This is a genomic window from Bradyrhizobium sp. USDA 4501, from assembly GCF_054062115.1.
Genome location: NZ_JBSSEX010000001.1, coordinates 3,893,328 through 3,914,621, shown reverse-complemented (window position 1 = coordinate 3,914,621; position 21,294 = coordinate 3,893,328). Strand labels below are relative to the sequence as shown.

General features: G+C 65.2%; 20 protein-coding genes. 7 read left to right on the top strand and 13 right to left on the bottom strand.

Annotation, left to right across the window (positions count from 1 at the left end):
* Nucleotides 1–146: 146 nt before the first annotated feature.
* The gene (locus tag ACVWZM_RS17960) at nucleotides 147–1,070 is read right to left on the bottom strand and encodes a LysR family transcriptional regulator (RefSeq protein WP_016840003.1); all 924 of its coding nucleotides are present in this window, start codon (nucleotides 1,068–1,070) and stop codon (nucleotides 147–149) included.
* A gap of 170 nt (nucleotides 1,071–1,240) precedes the next feature.
* Between ACVWZM_RS17960 and ACVWZM_RS17955 the strand changes: the two genes are divergently transcribed.
* Nucleotides 1,241–2,410, top strand: coding sequence for a CaiB/BaiF CoA transferase family protein (locus ACVWZM_RS17955; RefSeq protein ID WP_456854079.1), 1,170 nt, complete (start codon nucleotides 1,241–1,243; stop codon nucleotides 2,408–2,410).
* Between the two features lie 7 nt (nucleotides 2,411–2,417).
* The gene (locus tag ACVWZM_RS17950; RefSeq protein ID WP_456854077.1) at nucleotides 2,418–3,365 is read left to right on the top strand and encodes a hydroxymethylglutaryl-CoA lyase; all 948 of its coding nucleotides are present in this window, start codon (nucleotides 2,418–2,420) and stop codon (nucleotides 3,363–3,365) included.
* A 110-nt stretch (nucleotides 3,366–3,475) separates the two neighbouring features.
* Here the strand turns inward: ACVWZM_RS17950 and nikR are convergent, their stop codons facing one another.
* Entirely contained in the window at nucleotides 3,476–3,913 is a 438-nt protein-coding gene (gene nikR, locus ACVWZM_RS17945; RefSeq protein WP_076833744.1) for a nickel-responsive transcriptional regulator NikR, read from the bottom strand.
* A gap of 147 nt (nucleotides 3,914–4,060) precedes the next feature.
* On the opposite strand from nikR, the gene ACVWZM_RS17940 reads away from it, so the two are divergent.
* On the top strand, nucleotides 4,061–6,265 hold the full coding sequence (locus ACVWZM_RS17940; protein WP_456854075.1) for a TonB-dependent receptor: 2,205 nt from the start codon (nucleotides 4,061–4,063) through the stop codon (nucleotides 6,263–6,265).
* A gap of 3 nt (nucleotides 6,266–6,268) precedes the next feature.
* On the opposite strand, the gene ACVWZM_RS17935 is transcribed toward ACVWZM_RS17940, so the two are convergent.
* Nucleotides 6,269–7,150 (bottom strand): YiiX/YebB-like N1pC/P60 family cysteine hydrolase, encoded by an 882-nt coding sequence (locus ACVWZM_RS17935; RefSeq protein ID WP_057020373.1) that lies wholly within the window; start codon nucleotides 7,148–7,150, stop codon nucleotides 6,269–6,271.
* Between the two features lie 199 nt (nucleotides 7,151–7,349).
* Between ACVWZM_RS17935 and ACVWZM_RS17930 the strand changes: the two genes are divergently transcribed.
* The gene (locus ACVWZM_RS17930; protein ID WP_456854073.1) at nucleotides 7,350–8,759 is read left to right on the top strand and encodes a flavin monoamine oxidase family protein; all 1,410 of its coding nucleotides are present in this window, start codon (nucleotides 7,350–7,352) and stop codon (nucleotides 8,757–8,759) included.
* A 274-nt stretch (nucleotides 8,760–9,033) separates the two neighbouring features.
* Here ACVWZM_RS17930 and ACVWZM_RS17925 read toward each other — a convergent pair whose 3' ends face one another.
* The 4 genes from ACVWZM_RS17925 to pheS all read right to left on the bottom strand — a co-directional run bounded on the left by ACVWZM_RS17925 (nucleotide 9,034) and on the right by pheS (nucleotide 14,582).
* The gene (locus ACVWZM_RS17925) at nucleotides 9,034–9,978 is read right to left on the bottom strand and encodes an MBL fold metallo-hydrolase (protein WP_057020374.1); all 945 of its coding nucleotides are present in this window, start codon (nucleotides 9,976–9,978) and stop codon (nucleotides 9,034–9,036) included.
* Nucleotides 9,979–10,013: 35 nt separating this feature from the next.
* On the bottom strand, nucleotides 10,014–10,790 hold the full coding sequence (locus tag ACVWZM_RS17920; protein WP_456854070.1) for a sulfite exporter TauE/SafE family protein: 777 nt from the start codon (nucleotides 10,788–10,790) through the stop codon (nucleotides 10,014–10,016).
* A 215-nt stretch (nucleotides 10,791–11,005) separates the two neighbouring features.
* A complete protein-coding gene (gene pheT / locus ACVWZM_RS17915) occupies nucleotides 11,006–13,414 on the bottom strand; it encodes a phenylalanine--tRNA ligase subunit beta (RefSeq protein ID WP_076833752.1) in 2,409 nt (802 codons plus the stop codon).
* Nucleotides 13,415–13,499: 85 nt separating this feature from the next.
* Nucleotides 13,500–14,582 carry a phenylalanine--tRNA ligase subunit alpha gene (pheS, locus tag ACVWZM_RS17910; RefSeq protein WP_057020440.1) on the bottom strand — a complete coding sequence of 361 codons (1,083 nt, stop codon included), beginning with the start codon at nucleotides 14,580–14,582 and terminating at the stop codon, nucleotides 13,500–13,502.
* A gap of 207 nt (nucleotides 14,583–14,789) precedes the next feature.
* Here pheS and ACVWZM_RS17905 point away from each other — a divergent pair, with 207 nt between their 5' ends.
* Complete coding sequence (locus ACVWZM_RS17905) at nucleotides 14,790–15,200, top strand: hypothetical protein (RefSeq protein WP_057020377.1); 411 nt, start codon at nucleotides 14,790–14,792, stop codon at nucleotides 15,198–15,200.
* A 15-nt stretch (nucleotides 15,201–15,215) separates the two neighbouring features.
* On the opposite strand, the gene rplT is transcribed toward ACVWZM_RS17905, so the two are convergent.
* From rplT to infC, 3 genes are all read right to left on the bottom strand, one after another.
* Complete coding sequence (gene rplT, locus ACVWZM_RS17900; protein ID WP_018269297.1) at nucleotides 15,216–15,575, bottom strand: 50S ribosomal protein L20; 360 nt, start codon at nucleotides 15,573–15,575, stop codon at nucleotides 15,216–15,218.
* Nucleotides 15,576–15,649: 74 nt separating this feature from the next.
* Nucleotides 15,650–15,850 (bottom strand): 50S ribosomal protein L35, encoded by a 201-nt coding sequence (rpmI, locus tag ACVWZM_RS17895; protein ID WP_008539890.1) that lies wholly within the window; start codon nucleotides 15,848–15,850, stop codon nucleotides 15,650–15,652.
* 378 nt (nucleotides 15,851–16,228) lie between these two features.
* Complete coding sequence (infC, locus tag ACVWZM_RS17890) at nucleotides 16,229–16,768, bottom strand: translation initiation factor IF-3 (RefSeq protein WP_026192043.1); 540 nt, start codon at nucleotides 16,766–16,768, stop codon at nucleotides 16,229–16,231.
* 229 nt (nucleotides 16,769–16,997) lie between these two features.
* Between infC and ACVWZM_RS17885 the strand changes: the two genes are divergently transcribed.
* A complete protein-coding gene (locus ACVWZM_RS17885) occupies nucleotides 16,998–17,801 on the top strand; it encodes an alpha/beta fold hydrolase (RefSeq protein WP_253588374.1) in 804 nt (267 codons plus the stop codon).
* A 178-nt stretch (nucleotides 17,802–17,979) separates the two neighbouring features.
* Nucleotides 17,980–18,447, top strand: a complete 468-nt coding sequence (locus ACVWZM_RS17880) for a nuclear transport factor 2 family protein (protein ID WP_456854068.1) — start codon at nucleotides 17,980–17,982, stop codon at nucleotides 18,445–18,447.
* 150 nt (nucleotides 18,448–18,597) lie between these two features.
* Here ACVWZM_RS17880 and ACVWZM_RS17875 read toward each other — a convergent pair whose 3' ends face one another.
* From ACVWZM_RS17875 to ACVWZM_RS17865, 3 genes are read right to left on the bottom strand one after another with little or no spacing between them, the layout of a single operon-like run.
* Nucleotides 18,598–19,395 (bottom strand): acyl-CoA thioesterase domain-containing protein, encoded by a 798-nt coding sequence (locus ACVWZM_RS17875; RefSeq protein WP_253588372.1) that lies wholly within the window; start codon nucleotides 19,393–19,395, stop codon nucleotides 18,598–18,600.
* Nucleotides 19,396–19,429: 34 nt separating this feature from the next.
* Nucleotides 19,430–20,620 (bottom strand): tRNA epoxyqueuosine(34) reductase QueG, encoded by a 1,191-nt coding sequence (gene queG, locus ACVWZM_RS17870; protein WP_456854066.1) that lies wholly within the window; start codon nucleotides 20,618–20,620, stop codon nucleotides 19,430–19,432.
* Nucleotides 20,569–21,261: a glutathione S-transferase family protein gene (locus tag ACVWZM_RS17865; RefSeq protein ID WP_057020382.1), complete on the bottom strand. Its 693-nt coding sequence runs from the start codon at nucleotides 21,259–21,261 to the stop codon at nucleotides 20,569–20,571. The genes queG and ACVWZM_RS17865 overlap by 52 nt, the downstream gene beginning before the upstream one ends.
* Nucleotides 21,262–21,294: the final 33 nt, after the last annotated feature.

The following is a 21,294-nucleotide window of genomic DNA, read 5'->3' as shown; positions in this document are numbered from 1 at the left end:
CTGCGAAAGCAGGAACCCATACTCCGCGGCGGGTGTCGTGAAAGGGACTCGTCGTCCCACTGGTGCGCAACTTTGCGGTTCGGTGGTTATGGGTCACTGCTTTCGCAGGGACGACACTGAACCTGTGCAACCACTGGGTCATACATTCAGATCAGCAGCGTCGCCTCCCAGGCACCGCGGCCCACCTGGTCTGCGATCAGGGCGCGGATCAGGCGGCACATCTCCTCCATGACGTAAGTCATTGGGCGGTTGCGCAAGCGGCAAAGATAGAGCGTGCGGGTCAGTTTTGGTTCGATGACTTCGCGCGCGACCAGCGATCGTGCCTTCAATGGCTCGCTGACGAAATGCGTCGTCGCGATCGTGCAGCCCAAGCCCGCGGTCAGCGCGCCGATCATGCCGCTGGTCGAGTTGAGATGCATGATCGCATTGGCCTCGAGCCGCTTCAGCAGCACGGGATCATCCAGCAGCGCGCGCGCCGATAGTCCGTACCGCAACAGGATCAGGGGCAGCCGCGTCACCTCCTCGAAGGTGATTGGCGTTTTCTTCCCGATCAGCTTCTCGGTGCCGACGCAGAACATCTGTTCCTCCAGCACCGGCTCGGCGATGAGGTCCTTTTCCGACGGCGGATTGTAGACCAGCGCGAGGTCGACCTCGGAGCTCAGCAGATGCAGCAGCGTCGCGCCGGAGAGACTCTCGGTCAGCGACAGCTTCAGGTTCGGATATTTCGTCAGCACGGTGCGCATCAGCGGCACGCCGATCGCCTTCATCCCGGAATTGGCCATGCCGATCGAGATATCGCCGGCGATCACGCTGGCGCCTTCCTTGATCTCGCGCTCGGCCGCCGCCATCGCGCGCAGGATGATGCGGGCATGTTCATAGAGCCGCTCGCCCGCCGCGGTCGGTTCCATGCCGCGTGGCTTGCGCTCGAACAGCGGCGTGGCGAATTCAGCTTCCAGATTAGCGATGTGGTGGCTGAGCGCGGATTGCGCGACGTTGGCCTGATCCGCCGCCCGCGACAGGTTGCGCTGCTCGTAAACCGCGATGAAATAGCGAAGCTGGCGCGAATCCATGAGGGTTCAGCGTTCTAGAACCACGAATACTCTATTCGACAGATTATATTTTTCAGATAGCGTGCGGAAGCCTAACCTGCGCCGATCACAAAGCGTTTTCGAGCGAAGCGGATACCGGTTCGCGTGAAGAAACGCGTCAGAACAAGAGCGCAACGAGCACGGAGAAACCGATGACCGGGAACGGACTGCCGCTGGAAGGCGTGAGGGTCGTCGAGATGACCCACATGGTGATGGGGCCGACCTGCGGCATGATCCTGGCGCAACTCGGCGCCGAGGTGATCAAGGTCGAACCGCCCGCCGGCGACAAGACCCGTTCGCTCGGCGGCATGGGCGTCTCGTTCTTCCCGCTGTTCAACCGCGGCAAGCGCAGCGTCGTGCTCGACTTCGCCAAGCCCGAGGACCGCGACACGATGCACCGGCTGCTTGCCAGCGCCGACGTGTTCCTGGAGAATTTTCGCGACGGCCAGCTCGACAAGCAGGGGCTCGGCGCCGAGGAGCTTCGCCAAAAATATCCGCAGCTGATCATCGCCGGCCACAAGGGCTTTCTGTCCGGTCCCTATGATCATCGGCCGGCGCTCGACGAGGTCGTGCAGATGATGTCGGGGCTCGCGGCGATGACCGGCACGCGCGACAAGCCGCAGCGCGTCGGCTCCTCCGCCAACGACATCATGGGCGGCATGTTCGGGGTGATCTCGATCCTCGCCGCGCTCTATCAGAAGCGTGGCGGCGACAGGAGCGGCGCTGACATCCGCATCGGCCTGTTCGAGAACTGCCTGTTCCTGGTCGCCCAGCACATGGTCGAGTACGAGATGACCGGGCGCAAGCCGCGCTCGATGCCGGAACGCGAGCATGCCTGGCCGATCTACGACATCTTCGATACCGCCGGCGGCGCTCGCATCTTCATCGGCGTCGTCACCGAAGGTCATTGGCAGAGCTTCTGCCGCGAGTTCGGCCTCACGGAATTCGCCGACGATCCGACGCTGCGCTCGACCACGGACCGCATCATGGCGCGCGACCGGATCATTCCGCGCGTTGCCGCGGTGATCAAGGATTGGAACGTGGCGGACCTCTCGGCGAGGCTCGACGCGCTTAACATCTGCTTCTCGCCGATCAACCGGCCGGAGGATCTGCTCGGGGATCCGCATGTGCTGCGTCCCGGCGGGCTGGTCAACAACGTGAACGCCGACGGCAAGCCGTTCCGCGTCCCCGCGCTGCCGCTCGAATGGAACGGCCGCAATATCGGCGAAGGTCTGAAGGTGCCGGTGCTCGGCGCCGATACCGAAGCGGTGCGCGCCGAGCTCGCACAACAGAAGATTTCATCAACCGGAAACGCTGCGTGAGGCTGACATGACCCGTGTCCACGATATCTATCCCACCGACAAGGTGAGCCTGCGCGAGGTCGGCCTGCGCGACGGGCTGCAGCTCGTGAAGACGTTCCCGTCGACCGCGGCGAAACAGCGCTGGGTGCGCGATGAATACGCCGCCGGCGTACGGCATTTCGAGGCTGGCTCGTTCCTGCCGGCCAAGACCTTCCCGCAATTCGTCGATGTCCGCGACGTGGTCGCCTCCATCGCCGCGCTGCCTGGGGCGCACGGCGTCGCGCTGGCGCTGAACGAGCGCGGCGTCAACGAGGCGCTGGCCACCGGCGTTGCCGAGATCGCCTCGGTGGTATCGGCGACCGAGGAGCACAGCCAGGCCAACGCCAACCGCTCGCGCGAATCCGCGATCGGGAACATCAAGCGGCTTTGCGAGCTGCGCGATGCCAGCGCGCACAAGCCCCTGGTCAATGCCGCGATCTCGATGGCACTGGGCTGCTCGATCGTCGGTCCCGTCGATCCGAACGAGGTGCTGCGCCTCACCGAGAAGCTCTACGAGGTCGGCGTCGACATGGTCGCGATTGCGGACACGGTGGGTTATGCCGGGCCGAAGCAGGTCGGCGAGCTGACGCGGGGCGCGGTGAAGATCGCGGGATCGAAGCCGGTCTGCGTGCATCTGCACGACACCCGCGGCATGGGCATCGCGAATGCTTCCGCCGCGCTCGATGAGGGCGCCCGCGTGCTCGACGGCTCGCTCGGCGGCCTCGGCGGCTGCCCGTTCGCGCCGGGCGCCACCGGCAATGTCGTGTTCGAGGACCTCGTCTTTCTCTGCGAGAGCAAGGGATTTCCGACCGGCATCGATCTCGATCGCCTGGTCGAGGTGCGCGCGATCCTGAAATCGGAGATGCCGAACGAGGCGCTCTATGGCGGTCTCGCCCGCGCCGGCCTGCCGCGCGGCACCAAGGCGAGGGCGGCGTAGCGTATTCATTGCGTAGCCCGGATGGAGCGAAGCGAAATCCGGGGCCTCGCCCGCAGACGGAGCTTCCCGGATTTCGCTGCGCTCCATCCGGGCTACGAGACGACACGCTCTCAATCGTGCCCGTGCCCCCGCTTGCGCGGTTTCTTGTCCGGAGCGGTCGGGATCATCACGACGCGGCCGTAACGCACACCGCGCTCGGCGATGACGTGATCGGCGAGATGGCGGACCTCGCTGCTGGCACCCTTCAGCGCCGTCACCTCCATGCAGCTGTCGTCGTCGAGATGGACGTGCAGCGTCGCCAGCGACAGGTCGTGATGGCCATGGAAATTCTGCACCAGCCGCTTCGACAGATCGCGCGCGGCGTGGTCGTAGACATAGACCAGCGCCGCAACGCACTGCCCTGACGGCGCCTCTTCCGCGCTCTGCTGCAAGCCGGCGCGTGCGAGATCGCGGATGATCTCGGAGCGGTTCTGATAGCCGCGCGCCTCGGCGGCGGCGTCGATCTCCGCGAGCAGGTCATCCTCGATGGTGATGGTGATGCGTTGCATGGATTATCCGTGGTGGCTCGATTGCCTGGCGGTATGACATTTTTCTTGTAACGTCATACTGTGCTTGGTAGCGTCGCTTTGCCGAGGTTGGTTGGACTGGTGCGGTCGTCGCGTGACTGTAACAGGTATCATGCGGGGGCATGGGCGTTGCGTCGTACTGCATGGCGGATATTTCCCGCCGCCGCGTCCATTGCAGCATTTGCGCCGGCCGCCGAAGCGCAGGCGGTCGCCACCGTGCCCGGCCAGTTGCCGCCGGTGACGGTGACGTCGCCGGACCAGGGGCCACCCAGGCACGCCAGACCGTCCCAGCGTCCGCGCCGTGTCGCCGGCGGCGGCCGCAAGCCCGCAGCGCTCCAACCGAGCCAGCCCACCGCTGCGAGCGACGGAATCACCGGCGGCTCGGCGACCGTGTCCGCGTCCGATCTGCAACCGACCGCCGCCAGCGCGCGGCAGATCAGCGGCGACGAGGTGAATGCGCGGCCGATCTCGCGCGTCGGCGAAGTTCTGGAGGTGGTGCCGGGTCTGATCGTCACTCAGCATTCCGGCGAGGGCAAAGCCAATCAATATTTTCTGCGCGGCTTCAATCTCGATCACGGCACTGACCTCGCCATCACCGTCGACGGCATGCCGGTCAACATGCCGACCCATGGTCATGGCCAGGGCTATGCCGACATCAATTTCCTGATCCCGGAGCTGATCCGGTCGATGGATGTCCGCAAGGGTCCATACTACGCGGACAAGGGCGACTTCGCTTCCGCCGGCGCGGTCGACATCAATTATCTGAACGCACTGCCGAAGAACATCGCCGAGCTGACGGTTGGCAGCTTCGGCTATCTGCGCGCGATGACAGCCAGCTCGGCCAAGGCCGGCGATGGCACGCTGCTCGCAGCCTTCGAGGCCAACAAATACAATGGCCCGTGGGACGTGCCCGACGACATTCGCAAGCTCAACGGCGTACTGCGCTATAGCCAGGGTACCGCGACCGACGGCTTCTCGCTGACCGCGATGGCCTATTCCAATGGCTGGAATTCGACCGACCAGGTCGCGCAACGTGCGATCGACCAGGGCCTGATCGGCCGTTATGGCACGCTCGATCCGACCGATGGCGGCACCGCCAGCCGCTTCAGCCTGTCCGGCAACTGGGCGCAGTCCAGCGACTACGGGCAGAGCAAGCTCAACGCCTATGTGATCCGCTCGTCGCTGCAGCTTGACAACAACTTCACCTATTTCCTCGACGACCCCGTCAACGGTGACCAGTTCAGCCAGACCGACAGGCGCACCGTCTATGGCCTCGACGCCAGCCATGCTTTCGACCTTCGTTTCGCCGGCGTCGATACGCAGACCCGGGTCGGCGTGCAGACCCGCTACGACGACATCAATGTCGGTCTGTTCAAGACCGTGCAGCGCGAGATCCTGTCCAGCGTGCGCAACGACCAGGTGCAGGAGGGCAGCGTCGCGCTGTGGGCCGATACCACCGCGCGCTGGACCGACTGGCTGCGCACCACGGTCGGCATCCGCGAGGATTATTTTGCCGGCCATGTGCTGAGCGACACGCCGCAGAATTCCGGCAACGCCCAGGCGGCGATGACGAGCCCGAAGGCCGGCATCGTGCTCGGCCCCTGGTCCAGGACCGAGTTCTACGGCAATGCCGGCTTCGGCTTGCATTCCAACGACATCAGGGGCGCGACCATCACCGTCGATCCCAATGACAAGGTGACGCCGCTCGAGCGCGTGCCGCTGCTGGTGCGCTCGAAGGGCGCCGAGCTCGGCATCCGCACCAGGGCGATCGACGGCCTCACCTCGTCGCTCGCCGTGTTCGTGCTCGATTTCGATTCCGAGCTGCTGTTCGTCGGCGATGCCGGCACCACCGAGCCGAGCCGGCCGAGCCGGCGCGTCGGCGTCGAGTGGACCAACCAGTACAAGCTCTTGCCGTGGGTGAGCCTCGATTTCGACCTCGCCTATACCCGCGCCCGCTTCACGGATGTCGATCCGGCCGGCAATTTCATTCCGGGTGCGCCGGCCTGGGTCGCCAGCGGCGGCGTCACCTTCGGCCGCGAGACCGGCTGGTTCGGCAGCCTGCGCGCCCGCTATTTCGGCCCGCGCCCGCTGATCGAGGATGACAGCGTGCGCTCGCTGTCGTCATTCATCGTCAACGCCCGCGCCGGCTACAAATTCGACAACGGGATGCGGCTGCAGCTCGACGTCCTCAATCTCTTCAACGCGCAAACCAACCAGATCGAATACTACTATCTGTCGCGGCTGCCGGGCGAGCCGATCGATGGCGTCGCCGACCGCCATGTGCATCCTGCCGAGCCGCTTGCCGTTCGGCTGACGCTTGCGGCAACGTTCTGATCGTCACACCGGCGCGCGACCTTCCGCGGTCATTTCCGCAGCCGGAAGCGCCGTCTCTTCGTCAGTCGCTTCAGGAACAAGCGGCGGCGACTTACGTTCTGGAAACACACCGAATTCGCCCGCCACCTCCTGGAGCGGCTTCTGCTTGTCGGCCCAGTGCAGGGCCGTATAGTCGAAACCGTGCACGATGGTGGGTTTGACGACTTCGAAATAGGGCGAGATGTCGAAGTCGCGAGGCATGTAGAGCGAGGAATCGCGGATATGCAGGATCTCGCGGCGCGCCTTGCGGCTGGCGGCGCGCGTGATCTTGGGCAGGATCGGATAGCGCACGGCGTCGAACGCCTGCGCGATCAGCGCCGAGCAGATGATCTTGGTCGGATCGCCGGAGCCGAACGCGATCATGCGGCGGCGCCAGCGCTGCGGGATCGGCAGCGGAAACAGATAGCGCGCGAGATCGACGATGTTCTTGGTGTCGTAGCCGAAGCCGATGCGGTTGATGGCGTAGCGGCACACCGTGGTGCGGTCCTCGAACGACAGGCCGACCGGACGGCAGAGGCGGGTGTGGTAAGCGAGATATTTCGACAGCGGCGCGGAGGTCACGCCTTCGCCGATATTGGCCTCGATCAGCACATGCTGTTCGCCGTCAGGCTCGAACGCGCCGTCGATCGGTCCGACAAACAGCGCGGCGTGCGACCAGGTCGACTGCGTGAGGTATTTGATGATGCCGGAAATCCGGTTGTTGCCTTCGACCAGCAGCACGTCGCCGGGCTGCATGATGCTCCGCAGATGGTCCGGGTCGCTCGGCGTGAACGGCTCGTAACCGGGGACTTCCTTCTGCAGGTACCCCGCGATCCATTTACCGACGGTATCGAGCATTACGCCCATGGATTCCCCCCAGCGGTTCTATGACCGCTTGTGTTTCACTTAATCATGGTCGCAAGCTGTTGCAATTTAGTTCATGCCATCGGCGGATCAATCATGATTGATTTACCGTGATGGTTGCTGCGGTCGGTGAGATGCGGCACAGTTCGCGAAGCGTTCCCGTTCTCCGCAAGTCCCCGGAAACCATGCCAGAAGCTATGTCATGACCGTGACCCGCCGCGATTTCCTTTCGGCGTCCGCAGCCTTCGCGCTGGTGCCTGCGCTGGGCGGCCGGGTGCTTGCGGCGCCGCCGCCGCGCGAGGCCGACATCGTCGTGATCGGCGCAGGGGCCGCAGGCATTGCCGCGGCGCGACGGATCGTTGCCGCCAACCGCAAGGTGATCGTGGTGGAAGCGGCAGGCCAGGTCGGCGGTCGCTGCCAGACCGACGCGTCGACATTCGGTGTGCCGTTCGACCGCGGCGCGCGCTGGATGCACAATCCCGAGACCAATCCGATGATCCGGCTGGCCCGCTCCGCGGGCCTCGACATCGTCACGGCGCCTGCGGGGCAGAAGATTCGCATCGGCCGGCGCTATGCCCGCCCCGGCGAGACCGAGGAGTTTTTGGCGGCGCTGGTGCGCGCCAATCGCGCCATCGACGACGCTGGGCGCAAGGCCGATATCGCCTGCGCCGCTGCGATGCCGAAGGATCTCGGCGATTGGGCCGGCACCGCGGAATTCCTACTCGGGCCCAGTTTCTGCGGCAAGGATCTGAAGGATCTCTCCGCCGTCGACAAGGTGCGCGCGCAGGATCGCAACACCGCGATCGCTTGCCGGCAGGGGCTCGGCGCGCTGATCGCAAAGCTCGGCGAAGGACTGCCGCTGGCGCTGTCGACGCCGGCGCAGCGTATCCTGTGGAGCAATCGCGACGTCATGGTCGAGACGCCCTCCGGCAAGATCACCGCGCGCGCCGCCATCGTCACGGTGTCGAGCAACGTGCTCGCGAGCGGCAATATCAAATTCGCGCCGGAGCTTCCGAAGCGCGCGCTCGATGCCGCCGCCAAGCTCAGCCTCGGCAGCTACGATCGCATCGCGCTGCAGATCCCCGGCAATCCGCTCGGACTGTCGCGCGATGACGTCATCATTGAGCAGAGCAATTCGACCAAGACGGCGCTGCTCTACGGCAATATCGCAGGCTCCTCGCTGTGTACGATCGACGTCGCAGGCTCGTTCGGCCGCGACCTGTCGGCGCAGGGCGAGCAGGCGATGTCGGCTTTCGCGGTGGAATGGCTGACCAAGCTCTATGGCAGCGAGGTCGGCGCCGCCGTGAAGAAGACCAGCGCGACGCGCTGGAATGCACAGCCCTTCATTATGGGCGCGATGTCGGCTGCTGCACCCGGCGCACAATTCTCGCGCCGAATCCTGGCCGAGCCGATCGGCGCGATGTATCTCGCGGGCGAGACCACCCATGAGACGCTGTGGGGCACCATCGACGGCGCCTGGGACAGCGGCGAGCGCGCCGCCGACGCCGCGCTGCGCAGGATCGGCGGGGCGAAGGAAGCGACACCGGCGCCCGCAGCGCCCGCCGCAAAACTCAAGCGCCGCACGTCGCCTCGCTCCGGGGCGATGAATTGACGGTCGGGCGAGGTGACGGTTGAGCGCGGCCGGCCTTACCGTCGTGTGTGCGATGATTTGATTTGGTGGCGAGTGCTGCCGCACAACAGATGTCGTCCCTGCGAAAGCAGGGACCCATACGCCGCAGCAGATGTTGTGATCGGGACTCGTCGTTCCACCATCGTTCACCAATAACCGTTTGTGGTTATGGGTCCCTGCGTTCGCAGGGACGGCACCGAGTATGTTGCGCAGCAGGTGGTCATGAATCCGCATTCTCGCGACATGATTTGTCCGATCACACCGGCAGCTTCAGCTCCATTAGATCCTTGGCCACCACGATGCGGCCGGAATAGTTCTTCTTCACGTCCCTCGTCCAGTCATCGTCGGTGACCTGCCGATCGTCGCCGGGGACGAAGTGACTCAGCACCAGCGTCTTCACGCCGGCGGCGGCTGCGATGCGGCCGACGTCCTCGGTCGAGGTGTGGCTGTCGAGCAGATGCTTCTTCAGCGTGGCGCCGTTCTTGGTCGTGGCGACCAGGCGGTCGACCGCGGGGACGTAGAGACATTCGTGCACCAGCACGTCGACGCCCTTGGCAAATTCGGCGAGCTTCGGGTTGTAGGCGGTGTCGCTGGAGAACACGATGGTGCCGTCCGGGGTCTCGAACTTGTAGGCGAAGTTATCCGTGATCGGCGGATGCGGTGTGCGGAACGCGGTCACGGTGACATCCGATGTCTTCAGCACCACACCGTCGTCGCTGATGTCTTTCGCGATCAGCAGCTTGCGCGGGTCCGGGCGGCCTTCGTCCTCGATCCGGGTCTCGACGTCGAACTTGTTCAGCTCCCAATATTCCTTGGTCATCGCCTCGATGCCCTTGGGGCCGAACGAATGGATCGGCGTCGAGAGGCCGGCCGCCCAGGCGTTGTAGAACAGATTGCCGTATTCCAGATTGTGATCGGAATGATGATGGCTGATGAAGATGTACTTGACCTGCGGGATCGGCACGCCCGCGCGCACAAGCTGGCGGCTGACGCCCATGCCGCAATCGATCACGAACGGGGTATCGTTGACGACGACGAGATTGGCAGGGTTCGAAGCGCCGTTGCCGACGCGCGGCCCGCCCTTGGTGCCGAGGAACACGATGCGGGTCCGCGCCTTGTCGGTTTGCGCGCGCGCGCCCGGTGCCGCGAGCACGGCGGCGCTGCCGAGCGCCAGTTTCAATGCGTTGCGGCGATCGATCATCGGTGTCTCCCTGGTCTCTTTTTTGTGCTGCGACCCTAGCCGCCGCGCAGGATGCCATCAAGCGCCGGCAGGCCGACGATGACGGCCGCGGCGATCAGCGCGTAGCAGATCGCGCGAAACACATTTTCGCTCGCCTTGCCGAACAGCGCGGCGCCGAACCAGACTCCGATGCCGTAGATCGGGCCGACGATCAGCGAGAACTTGACCGATTCGATCGTGATCAGGCCGGTGAACCAGTAGCTGACCAGCGAGAAGAAGTCCGAGGCACCGAAGAACAGCACGATATTGGCGCGCGAGATCACCGACGAGATCGGGCGGCCCAGCCAGTAGGCGACGATCGGCGGGCCGCCGGTCTGCGCGAGGCCGCTGCAGAAGCCGGAGAGGCCGCCGACGCCGACGGAGAGGGCGACGTGCTCCTTGCCGTGATAGCGCCAGCCCGACAGCAGCAGTGCGAGCAGCACCGCGACGAAGCAGGAGATGATCCAGCGCGTCGTGACGGGTTCGAACACGGTCAGGAAATAGGTGCCGATGGGGACGCCGACCAGCGCGCCGGCGACCATGACCGCGGTCGCCTTGCGGTCGGCGTGGGTCCAGGCGTTCGGCAGCAGCGGCGTGGCGGCGATGAAGTCGATGACGAGCAGCAGCGCCGCCACCAGCCGCGGCGCCGCGACGCTGCTCGCGAGCGGCATGAAGATCAGCGCCGAGCCGAAGCCCGAGAAGCCGCGCGCCGTGCCCGACACGAAGGCGATCGCGCAAATCGCGAGCGCGATGCTGGTCGAGATGTCGGAGGGGATCAGGCTGAAGGAGGTCATGAAAGGATAACGAGATTCGACTAGCTGGCTGGCAACTCAAAGCGCCCCTACTCAGACCCGTCATCCCCGCGCAAAGGCTTCGCCTTTGTCGCTGGAGGTGCGAGCAGAGCGAGCCTCGAAGGATGCACGGCCACAGGCGGGGCCGTCGACCCTTCGAGACGGCCGCTACGCGGCCTCCTCAGGGTGACGGTGCAATAGACCGCCTGTGGTTCACATCACCCGCGCAGCGTGCCGCCGGTCTTCTTGGTCACATCGGCGACGACCTTGGCGGCGACCGCGTCGATCTCCTGGTCGGTCATGGTCTTCTCGCGCGGCTGGATCGTCACCGCGATCGCGATCGACTTCTTGTCGGGGTCGATGCCCTTGCCTTCGTAGACGTCGAACACGGTCACATCAGTGATCAGCTTCTTGTCGACATTCTGCGCCGCGCGGACGATGTCGCCCGCCTTGACGCTGCGATCGACGATGAAGGCGAAGTCGCGCGACACCGGCTGGAATGCCGAGAGCTCCAGCACCGGCTTGGCGCGCGTCGCCCGCTGCTTGCCTTGCGGGATGCGCTCGAGGATCACCTCGAACACGATCATCGGGCCGTCGGCGCCGAGCGCCTCGGCCGCACGCGGATGCAGCTCGCCGAAAGTGCCGAGCACGTTCTGCGGGCCGATCTGGATGGTGCCGGAGCGCCCCGGATGCAGCCAGGCCGGACCGCCGGGGACGATCTGCAGCGCCTGCATCGGCGCGCCGGCGGCCGCCAGCACGGCGAAGGCGTCGGCCTTGGCATCCATCGCATCCGCCGCAGCCGAGCCGGCCCAGTGCCGCCCGATCCCCTTCGACGAGGCGAAGCCATGGCGCACGCCGGAGGCGGCGACCAACTGGTCCTCCGGGCGGTCGCCGCGGAACACCTGGCCGACCTCGAACAGTGCCACATCGGGATAGCCACGATTGATGTTGGCCTGAACCGCCGCGACGAGGCCCGGCAGCAGGCTCGGCCGCATGTCGGAAAGATCGGCCGCGATCGGGTTGGCAAGCACGAGCTCGCTCTGGCCGCCGCCGAACAGTTTTGCCGCGTCATTGGTGATGAACGACCAGGTCACGGCTTCCACCATGCCGCGCACGCCGAGCGCGCGCTTGGCACGGCGGGTGCGCAGCTGCATCGGCGTCAGCACCGGCTTGCGCGGCTCCTCGCCGCGCTCGAACGGCGTCATCGGCACCTTGTCGACGCCGACGATGCGCACGATCTCCTCGACGATGTCGGCCTTGCCGTGCACGTCGGTGCGCCAGGACGGGATCGCGATCTTCACCACGGGGCCGTTGCCGGCCAGCATGAAGCCGAGCCGGGTGAGGATCAGCTTCACCTCGACCAGCGGCACCTCGATGCCGGCGAGGCGCTTCACTTCACTGAGCGGGAAGTCGATGACGCGATCCTCGCCGAACTGCTTGCCGACCACGACGTTCTCGGACGGCGTGCCGCCGCACAGCGCCAGCACCAGCTTGGTCGCGAGCTCGAGCCCGGGCACCATGAAGGCCGGATCGACGCCGCGCTCGAAGCGATAGCGCGCGTCCGAATTGATACCGAGCTTGCGGCCGGTCTGCGCGATGTTGATCTCGTTCCAGAGCGCCGATTCGATCAGCACGTCGGTGGTGTTGTCGTCGCAGCCCGAGGCCTCGCCGCCCATGATGCCGGCGAGCGATTCGACGCCGTGCTCGTCGGCGATGACGCAGATGTTGCTGTCGAGCGTATAGGTGCGGCCGTCGAGCGCGAGCAGCGTCTCGCCGTCCTTGGCGCGGCGGACGGTGAGGTTGCCCTGCACCTTCTTGGCGTCGAACACGTGCAGCGGGCGGGCGCGGTCGTAGGTCATGAAGTTGGTGATGTCGACCAGCGCGTTGATCGGGCGCAGGCCGATCGAGGTCAGCCGCTTCTGCAGCCATTCCGGCGACGGGCCGTTCTTCACGCCGCGCACCAGCCGCAGCGCGAAGCCCGGACACAGCGTGGCGTCTTCCACCTTCACCTCGACCGGGCAGGGGAATTCGCCCTTGATCGGCCTGATGCCGGGGTCTTTGAACTTGCCCATGTCGGCGGCGGACAGATCGCGCGCGATGCCGTGCACGCCGGTGCAGTCCTGCCGGTTCGGCGTCAAATTGATCTCGATGGTGGGATCGCCGAGCCCGGCCCAGTCGGCATAGCCCTTGCCGAGCGGCGCGTCCGCCGGCAGCTCCATGATGCCGTCGTGATCCTCGGAGATCTGCAATTCCGCCGCCGAGCACAGCATGCCGCGGCTCTCGACGCCTCTGATAGTGCCGACGCCGAGCGTGATGTTCTTGCCGGGGATGTAGGTGCCGGGCGGCGAGAACACGCTGATCAGCCCGGCACGCGCATTCGGCGCGCCGCACACCACCTGCACAGGCTCAGCCCCGTCGCCGGTGTCGACCATGCACACGCGCAGCCGGTCCGCATTCGGATGCTGCTCGGCCGAGATCACGCGCGCGATGGTGAACGGCGCCAGCGCCTTCGCCTTGTCCTCGATGTTCTCGACTTCGAGCCCGATCATGGTGAGCTTGTCAGCGAGCTTGTCGAGCGGCTCGTCGGTCTCGAGATGTTCCTTCAGCCAGGAGAGGGTGAACTTCATGACGATGACTTCTCCAGTCCCCTCTCCCGCTTGCGGGGGAGGGTTAGGGTGGCGGCTTTCTTCACAATGGGACCGAAGACAAGATTCACGAACTCAAGCCCCCCGCGATCGACGGGATGTCGAGCGGCTTGAAGCCGTAGTGGCTGAGCCAGCGCACGTCGCTGTCGAACAATTGCCGCAGGTCGGCGATGCCGTATTTCAGCATCGCGATGCGGTCGATGCCCATGCCCCAGGCAAAACCCTGGTAGACGTCGGGATCGAGGCCGCAGGCGCGCAGCACGTTGGGGTGCACCATGCCGCAGCCGAGAATCTCCAGCCAGTCCTCGCCCTCGCCGAAGCGGATCTCGCCCTTGTCGCGGCGGCACTGGATGTCGACCTCGAGCGACGGCTCGGTGAACGGGAAGAACGAGGGCCGGAACCGCATGTTGATGTGGTCGACCTCGAAGAACGCCTTGCAGAACTCGTGTAGGATCCATTTGAGGTGGCCGAGATGCGAGCCCTTGTCGATCACCAGGCCCTCGACCTGGTGGAATTGCGGTGTGTGCGTCGCATCCGAATCGATGCGATAGGTGCGGCCCGGGCAGATCACGCGGATCGGCGGCTGCTGGGTCAGCATGGTGCGCACCTGCACCGGAGAAGTGTGGGTCCGCAGCAGCATGCGCGAGCCGTCCTCCTTCGGGTTGAAGAAGAAGGTGTCGTGCATCTCGCGCGCCGGATGGCCTTCGGGAAAGTTCAGCTTGGTGAAGTTGTAGTCGTCGGTCTCGATGTCGGGACCTTCGGCGACCGCAAAGCCCATGTCGGCGAAGATCGTGGTGAGTTCGTCCCAGACCTGGCTCAACGGATGGATGCGGCCGGTCTCCGCCGGCGCCTCGCGCAGCGGCAGCGTGACGTCGATGGTCTCGGCGGCGAGGCGCGCATCGAGCGCGGCCGCTTTCAGCACGTCGCGCCTGGCCGCGAGCGCCTGCGTCACCGCATCCTTGGCGAGGTTGATCTTGGCGCCTTCGGTCTTGCGCTCCTCCGGCGACATCTTGCCGAGGGTGGCGAGCAAGGCCGAGATCGAGCCCTTCTTGCCGAGCGCCGAGACGCGGACCGCCTCGAGGGCGGCCTCGTCAGCGGCTGAGGCGATCTGGTCGAGGATGGATTGTTCGAGCGTTGCGAGGTCGGACACGGTCAATTCCTGCGCTTGAGCGGAGCATGATCCGGTGGGAAGAACCGCTGCCCGAACCGGTACCATGCGCCAAAATTCGGCTGGGTTGTCGCCGCCCGAAGGCGGTAACGTCAAGCGAAAAGCCGGTCATTTCGAGCCGGTGGCCGGCAGCATTGAACCCCGCGCGGAGGCCGGGCTACCCAAGGGGAGTTCAAGGAGGCCCACGCGATGTTGCTGCGATCTTGCCTGGCCGTGCCGGCGGTGCTGTTGATGCTCACAACGGCGCATGCCGCGACCGAGGAATGTCCCGCCAAATCGACCCAGATGGACGACATCATCGCGGAGCTTCAGAAGGCGCCGAGCTGCAACCGCGCGATGAAGATCTTCGAGGCGTGCGAATACGGCGCCAGCGGAGACGTCCAGTTCGGCGCCGTGGTCGAGAAGAGGTGCGAGGGGGACTTCCTGTCCGGCCTCGGAGCGTCGCAGAAGAAGGCCTATGCCGGCCAGCTCAAGCGCTGCGACCACAAATACGACCACGAAAGCGGCACCATGTACCGCTCGTTCACGGCGTTCTGCCGGGCGATCGTCGCCCAGCGCTATTCGCAGAAGGCGCTGAAGGCGGGCCCCAAATCGCGTTAGGGCCGCCCGCTAGGATCAGGCGGCCAGCGCGGCCTTGGCCTTCTCGGCGATCGCCTGGAACGCAACCGGCTCGTGGATCGCGAGATCCGACAGCACCTTGCGGTCGACGACGACGCCCGACTTGGAGAGGCCGTTGATAAACACGCTGTAGGTCATGCCGAACGGACGGACCGCGGCGTTGATGCGCTGGATCCAGAGCGCGCGGAAGGTGCGCTTCTTGCGCTTGCGGTCGCGGAAGGCGTACTGGCCGGCCTTTTCGACGGCCTGCTTGGCGACGCGGATGGTGTTCTTGCGGCGGCCGTAATAGCCCTTGGCGGCCTTGTAGACTTTCTTGTGCTTGGCGTGAGCGGTCACACCGCGTTTGACGCGAGACATGACGGAAATCCTTGATCTGGAAGAGGTGACTGGGCGCCGCGCAGTCGCGGCGAGGGTTCAAGCGATCGGTGCGATCAGGCGTTCGGCAAGAAGTACTTCTTGACGTTGTCGCCGTCGGTCTTGAACAGCACGCGGGTGCCGCGGAGCTGACGGATTTGCTTCTTCGTCCGCTTGATCATGCCGTGGCGCTTGCCGCGCTGGGCGTGCATGACTTTGCCAGTGGCGGTCACCTTGAAGCGCTTTTTAGCGCCCGACTTGGTCTTCAACTTGGGCATTTGGCTCTCCTGTCGCACAGCACGAAAATCGCCCCGAGAGGCGTCCGGCCGGCTAAAATGCTCGTTAGAGCGTTGAAAGTGCTAAGGTTTTTTCCGAATTGAAAGAACCTGCACCAGACGTCGCCACGGCAGCCCTTGATCAGCCGGGCGGCGAAGGCCCGGCTTATGACAGAGGATCGGCGGTTTTGCAACGTTTCAGGCGGGGAATCGGGGCCGGAACCGGGTAGCCCGGATGGAGCGCAGCGCAATCCGGGGCAGGTCGCGCCGCGGACGCACCGGCCCCCCGGATGTGCTGCGCTCCATCCGGGCTACGGAAACGAAACAGCCCGCCAGATCGCCTGACGGGCCATTTCATTTCAACAAAGCGACAAATTCGAACTAGCGTGGCGCCAGAACCATCACGACCTGGCGGCCCTCGAACTTCGCGTCCTGCTCGACCTTGGCGAATTCGGCGACGTCAGCCTTCACCTTGTCCAGCAGCTTGGTGCCGATCTCCTGGTGCGCCATCTCACGACCGCGGTAGCGCAAGGTGATCTTGACCTTGTCGCCTTCCTCGAAGAAGCGCTGCATCGCGCGCATCTTCACGTCATAGTCGTGATCGTCGATCATCGGGCGGAGCTTGATCTCCTTGATCTCGACGACCTTCTGCTTCTTGCGAGCTTCGGCAGCCTTCTTCTGCGCGGAATACTTGTACTTCCCGTAGTCCATGATCTTGCAGACGGGAGGGCTGGTATTCGGCGAAATCTCGACGAGATCCATGCCGGCTTCCATGGCCATCTTGATGGCCACCATGGTTTCGACGGTGCCCTGATTGACACCCTCCGCATCGATCAGCTGGATCTGTGCGTTGCGAATCTCGTCATTGGTGCGCGGCCCTTCTTTGGCGACTGTGGGCGGGGCTCTATTGGGACGGCGAATGGGTAACTCTCCAAAGTTGTGAAAGGGAAGGCGGATATTTTGAAGCAAGATGCCGCAACGGGCAAGCGAACTCGCTTCTTTAAGCGGCAAAACCGCCAATTGCGAGGCATTTTGGCCACGCCCGGCACATATAGCGGGCTCGTCTGCTCCGCAAGGCAGGGGTCGCAGCCGTTGACCGGTGCCGCGCGACAATTGAAAAGCAGATGTCTGACACGCGAGTGACCGAACCATGAGCCAAACCGCCGCATCGGAACAGGAACCTGCCTTCATCGAGGTCGGCGAGGGCAGCGAGGCGCGCCGGATCGCGGTGCGGGCCCGTGCCGGCAGCAATCCCGGGCTGTTCTGGCTCGGCGGCTTCAAGTCCGACATGGCCGGCACCAAGGCGCTGGCGCTCGATGCGTGGGCGGCCGAGCACGGCCGCGGCTGCGTCAGGTTCGACTATTCCGGCCACGGCGAATCCGGCGGCGATTTCGCCGACGGCACCATCGGCCGCTGGCTCGAGGAGAGCGTGGCGGTGTTCTCGCAGTTCTGCAGCGGGCCGCAGGTCGTGATCGGGTCTTCGATGGGTGGCTGGATGGCGCTGCTGCTTGCGCGCGAGATCGCCAAACGGGCCAATGCTGGCGGCGGCAGCGCTTCGCTCGCCGGCCTCGTGCTGATCGCGCCGGCGCCCGACTTCACCGAGGAGCTGATGTGGAAGGCCTTCTCGCCGGAGGTCCGCGCCGAGATCGAGGCCAAGGGCATGTGGCTGCGTCCGTCCGACTATGGCGACGGCACGCCCTATCCGATCACCCGCAACCTGATCGAGGAGGGCCGCAACCACCTGTTGCTCGGCAGCAAGATCGACGTCGGCTGCCCGGTGCGCATCCTGCAGGGCGCGCAGGATCCCGACGTGCCGTGGAAGCACGCCTTCGCGCTGGTGCACCGCCTGCCGGCTGAAGATGTCGTGCTCACCATGATCCAGGACGGCGACCACCGCTTGTCGCGTCCGCAGGACATCGCCCGCATCATCGCCGCGGTGGCGGAGATCGGCTAAGCTTTTTTCCTTCTCCCCTTGTGGGAGAAGGTGGCGCGGACGATGTCCGCGCCGGATGAGGGGTTCTCTCCGCGGACACAGACCCCTCACCCGTCTCGAATGAGCTCTCGCTCATTCGATCCACCCTCTGCCACAAGGGGAGAGGGAAGAAGAAGCGAGGAGCCGGGAGAGACTACCAATGGACACGACAACAATGCTGCGCGCGTTCTGCGACGCGGTCGAACAGCGCAACGGCAAGGCCTTTGCAAATCTCTTCAACGAGGACGGCGTCTATCACGATGTGTTCTACGGTGCCTTCAAGGGCCACGGCAAAATCGGCGAGATGATCGACGACTGGTTCTACCGGACCGCGACCGATTTCCGCTGGGTGATGCATGATCCCGTGAGCGATGGCACGACGCTCTACGCGCGCTACACGTTCAGCTACCGCTCGACCTTGCCGGAAGCCAAGGGCGCGCGTGCGATGTTCGGGGGCGTCGCGATCATGCGGCTGCGCGACGGCAAGATCACGGAGTACCACGAGGTCGCCAACACCGCGCCGGCCTTCGTCGATTTGAACTTCGCGCCGGAGCGGATCGCCAAGATCGTCGGCAAGCAGGGCGCGGAGCTGAAAGCGCGGCCGGAGATGCAGCGGCATCTGGCTTAGTCTAAGCCTCAATCCCCCCGTCGTCATTCCGGGACGCGCGAAGCGCGAACCCGGAATCCATATCTCCGTTGGTCTTTACGGCCCGATGGATTCCGGGTTCGATGCTGCGCATCGCCCTCAGGTGCGCAATTGCGCACCGGGGAATGACAATCATGGCGGCGGCGGATTGGTCATCGGCTTGCGCTGGGCGAGCGCCGCCACGGTGGAGGTGCCGATCGGGCCCCTCTCGTCATAGAGCCAACATTCGCCGATCGCGATGCCGTCCGTGGCGTGATGGTTGACGACCTCGAAGCCGATCCAGTTGGTCACCGGCAAGCGGTGCAGATAGATCGTGACGTCGCTGTTGATGTAGCCGAGCCCCTGGTCGCCGGCATTGGCGAAGGGGCTGGCGAAATCCGCGCCGGTCGCGACATGGACGAACGGCGTCATCTTCACGCCCGCGACGAGCTCGCGCACCTCGCTCATCCAGAGCCGGCGCTCGCCGAGCGAGCCCATATGGCCGACGATCGGCCGCGTCTCCCATTTGCCGTTCATGCCGAGCCTCGGATCGGTCGGCTTCGGAATGTCCGATGGCGCCGGCACCTGCCAGTTCGGCGGGGACCACACATTGCCGGGGGCATTTTCCGTCCGGCGCAACAATTGGCAGGAGGCGCGCGCCATGCTGGTGCCGCCGGAGACAAACTCGGCCTCGATCATCTTGATGCGCATGCCGTCGCGCACCAGCTTGGTCGTCACCTCGATCGGCGTCGTGATGTTGGGCAGCCGGAACATGTCGACCGTCAGCCGGGCGGGGACGAAATCGTCGGAGCCGTGGCGCTCCTCGATGACGAAGGCGAGGAGGCCGATCACGACGCGGCCGTGCAGGGATTCCGGACTCCACGGTCCGTTCGCAACGGCCGTCGGCATGAAGCCGTCGCCGTGCCTGGTGAAGAAGGGCTGGTTTGTCATGGCGTGCGACCATGACGGGAATGGCGCGATGAAATCAAGAGGCGGTGGCCGCGCGCCACTCCTGCTGCACGGTGACGTCGGGCTCGCCGCCGGCCCGCGACGCCAGCGCCGCGAATGCTTCGCGGGCGGTCAGTTGCGACAGCGCCCACACCGCGGCGCCGCGCACCAGCGGGCTCGCGTCGTCGAGCAAACGCCGCGCTTCGCCGACAAGGCTTGCGTCACCGGAGTTGCCGATCGCGATCAGCACATTGCGGATGAAGCGGTCGCGGCCGATGCGCTTGACCGGCGACTTCGTGAACAGCGCGCGGAAGGCGGCATCATCGAGCCGTGCGAGATCGGCAAGCGCGGGCGCCCGCAGCGCATCGCGCGCGGCGAGCTTCTGCTCGCGCCCCGCTTGCGCGAACTTGTTCCACGGACACACCGCGAGACAATCGTCGCAGCCATAGATGCGGTTGCCGATGCTCTTGCGGAATTCGTGCGGGATCGGACCCTTGTTCTCGATCGTCAGATACGAGATGCAGCGCCGCGCATCGAGCTTGTAGGGCGCGGGGAACGCCGCGGTCGGACAGATGTCCTGGCAGGCGCGGCAGCTGCCGCAATGATCGGCCTCGGCAACATCGCGCGGCAGCTCGGTAGCCGAATAGATCGCGCCGAGAAACAGCCACGAGCCGAATTCGCGCGACACGAGGTTGGTGTGCTTGCCCTGCCAGCCGATGCCGGCTGCCTGGGCAAGCGGCTTCTCCATGACAGCGGCGGTGTCGACGAACACCTTCACCTCATCGCCGGTGATCGTGGCGAGCCAGCGCGCCAGGACCTTCAGCCGCTTCTTGATCACGTCGTGATAGTCGTCGCCCTGCGCATAGACCGAGATCGCGCCATGCGACCGGCGTGCAAGGATGTCGAGCGGGTCGTCGTCGGGCCCGTAATTGACGCCGAGCATGATGATCGAGCGCACGCCGCCCCACAGCACGCGCGGATCGGTGCGCCGCTCCGGATTGGCCGCGAGCCAGTCCATGTCGCCATGGCCGCCGGAGCCGAGGAATTCGAGGAAATATTTTCCGGCCTCGCTGGTCGCATCAGGCGCGGTGAAGCCGACGGCGTCGAAGCCGAGCGCATGCGCCTCGCGCTGAAGCGCTGCCTTGAGATCGGAAGGGGAGAGCCTGACCGCCGGGTTCAGAAGTCGAGGTCCACATAGGTGCGCGACGCCGGCACCCCCGCCAGCCATTCGCTGAGCAGCGGGCGGAACGACGGGCGGGACTTCACCCGCGCGTACCACGACTTTGCCGCGTCGTCCTCGCTCCATGGCACGTCGCCTAGATAGTCGATCGCCGAGAGATGCGCCGCGGCGGCGAGATCCGCGTAGGTCAGGCGGTCGCCGGCGAGATAGTTCCGCGTCTTCGCCAGCCAGCCGATATAGCTCAGATGATAGCGCACATTGACCTTGGCGGCGCGCATGATGTCGGGCGCCGGCGGGCCGCCGCCATTATCCTCGCTCATGAACCGCTTGTAGATCCGCTCGGTCACCAGCGGGTTGGAGGCTTCCTCGAAGAATTTCTCGTTGAACCACGCCATCAGCCGGCGCACCTCGACGCGCTCGGCCGTCGACGTCGGCAACAGCCGCCGATCGCCGGCATCGAGGCCGTGCGTCTCGTCGACATATTCGGCGATCACAGGCGCACCCGGAATCGGCGGAAAGCTCTCGGCGATCAGCACCGGCGTGGTGGCTGCCGGATTGAGCGCCAGGAACGCCTCGCGCCGTTCCCACACCCGTTCCTCCACAAGGCGCAAATCGAGCCCATACTCGCCGAGCACGAGCCGAATGAAGCGCGAATGCGGACAGAACGGATGGTGATACAGCGTGTACATGAAGCCCTTGGTAGTTTCGCGGCGCTTAAGAAA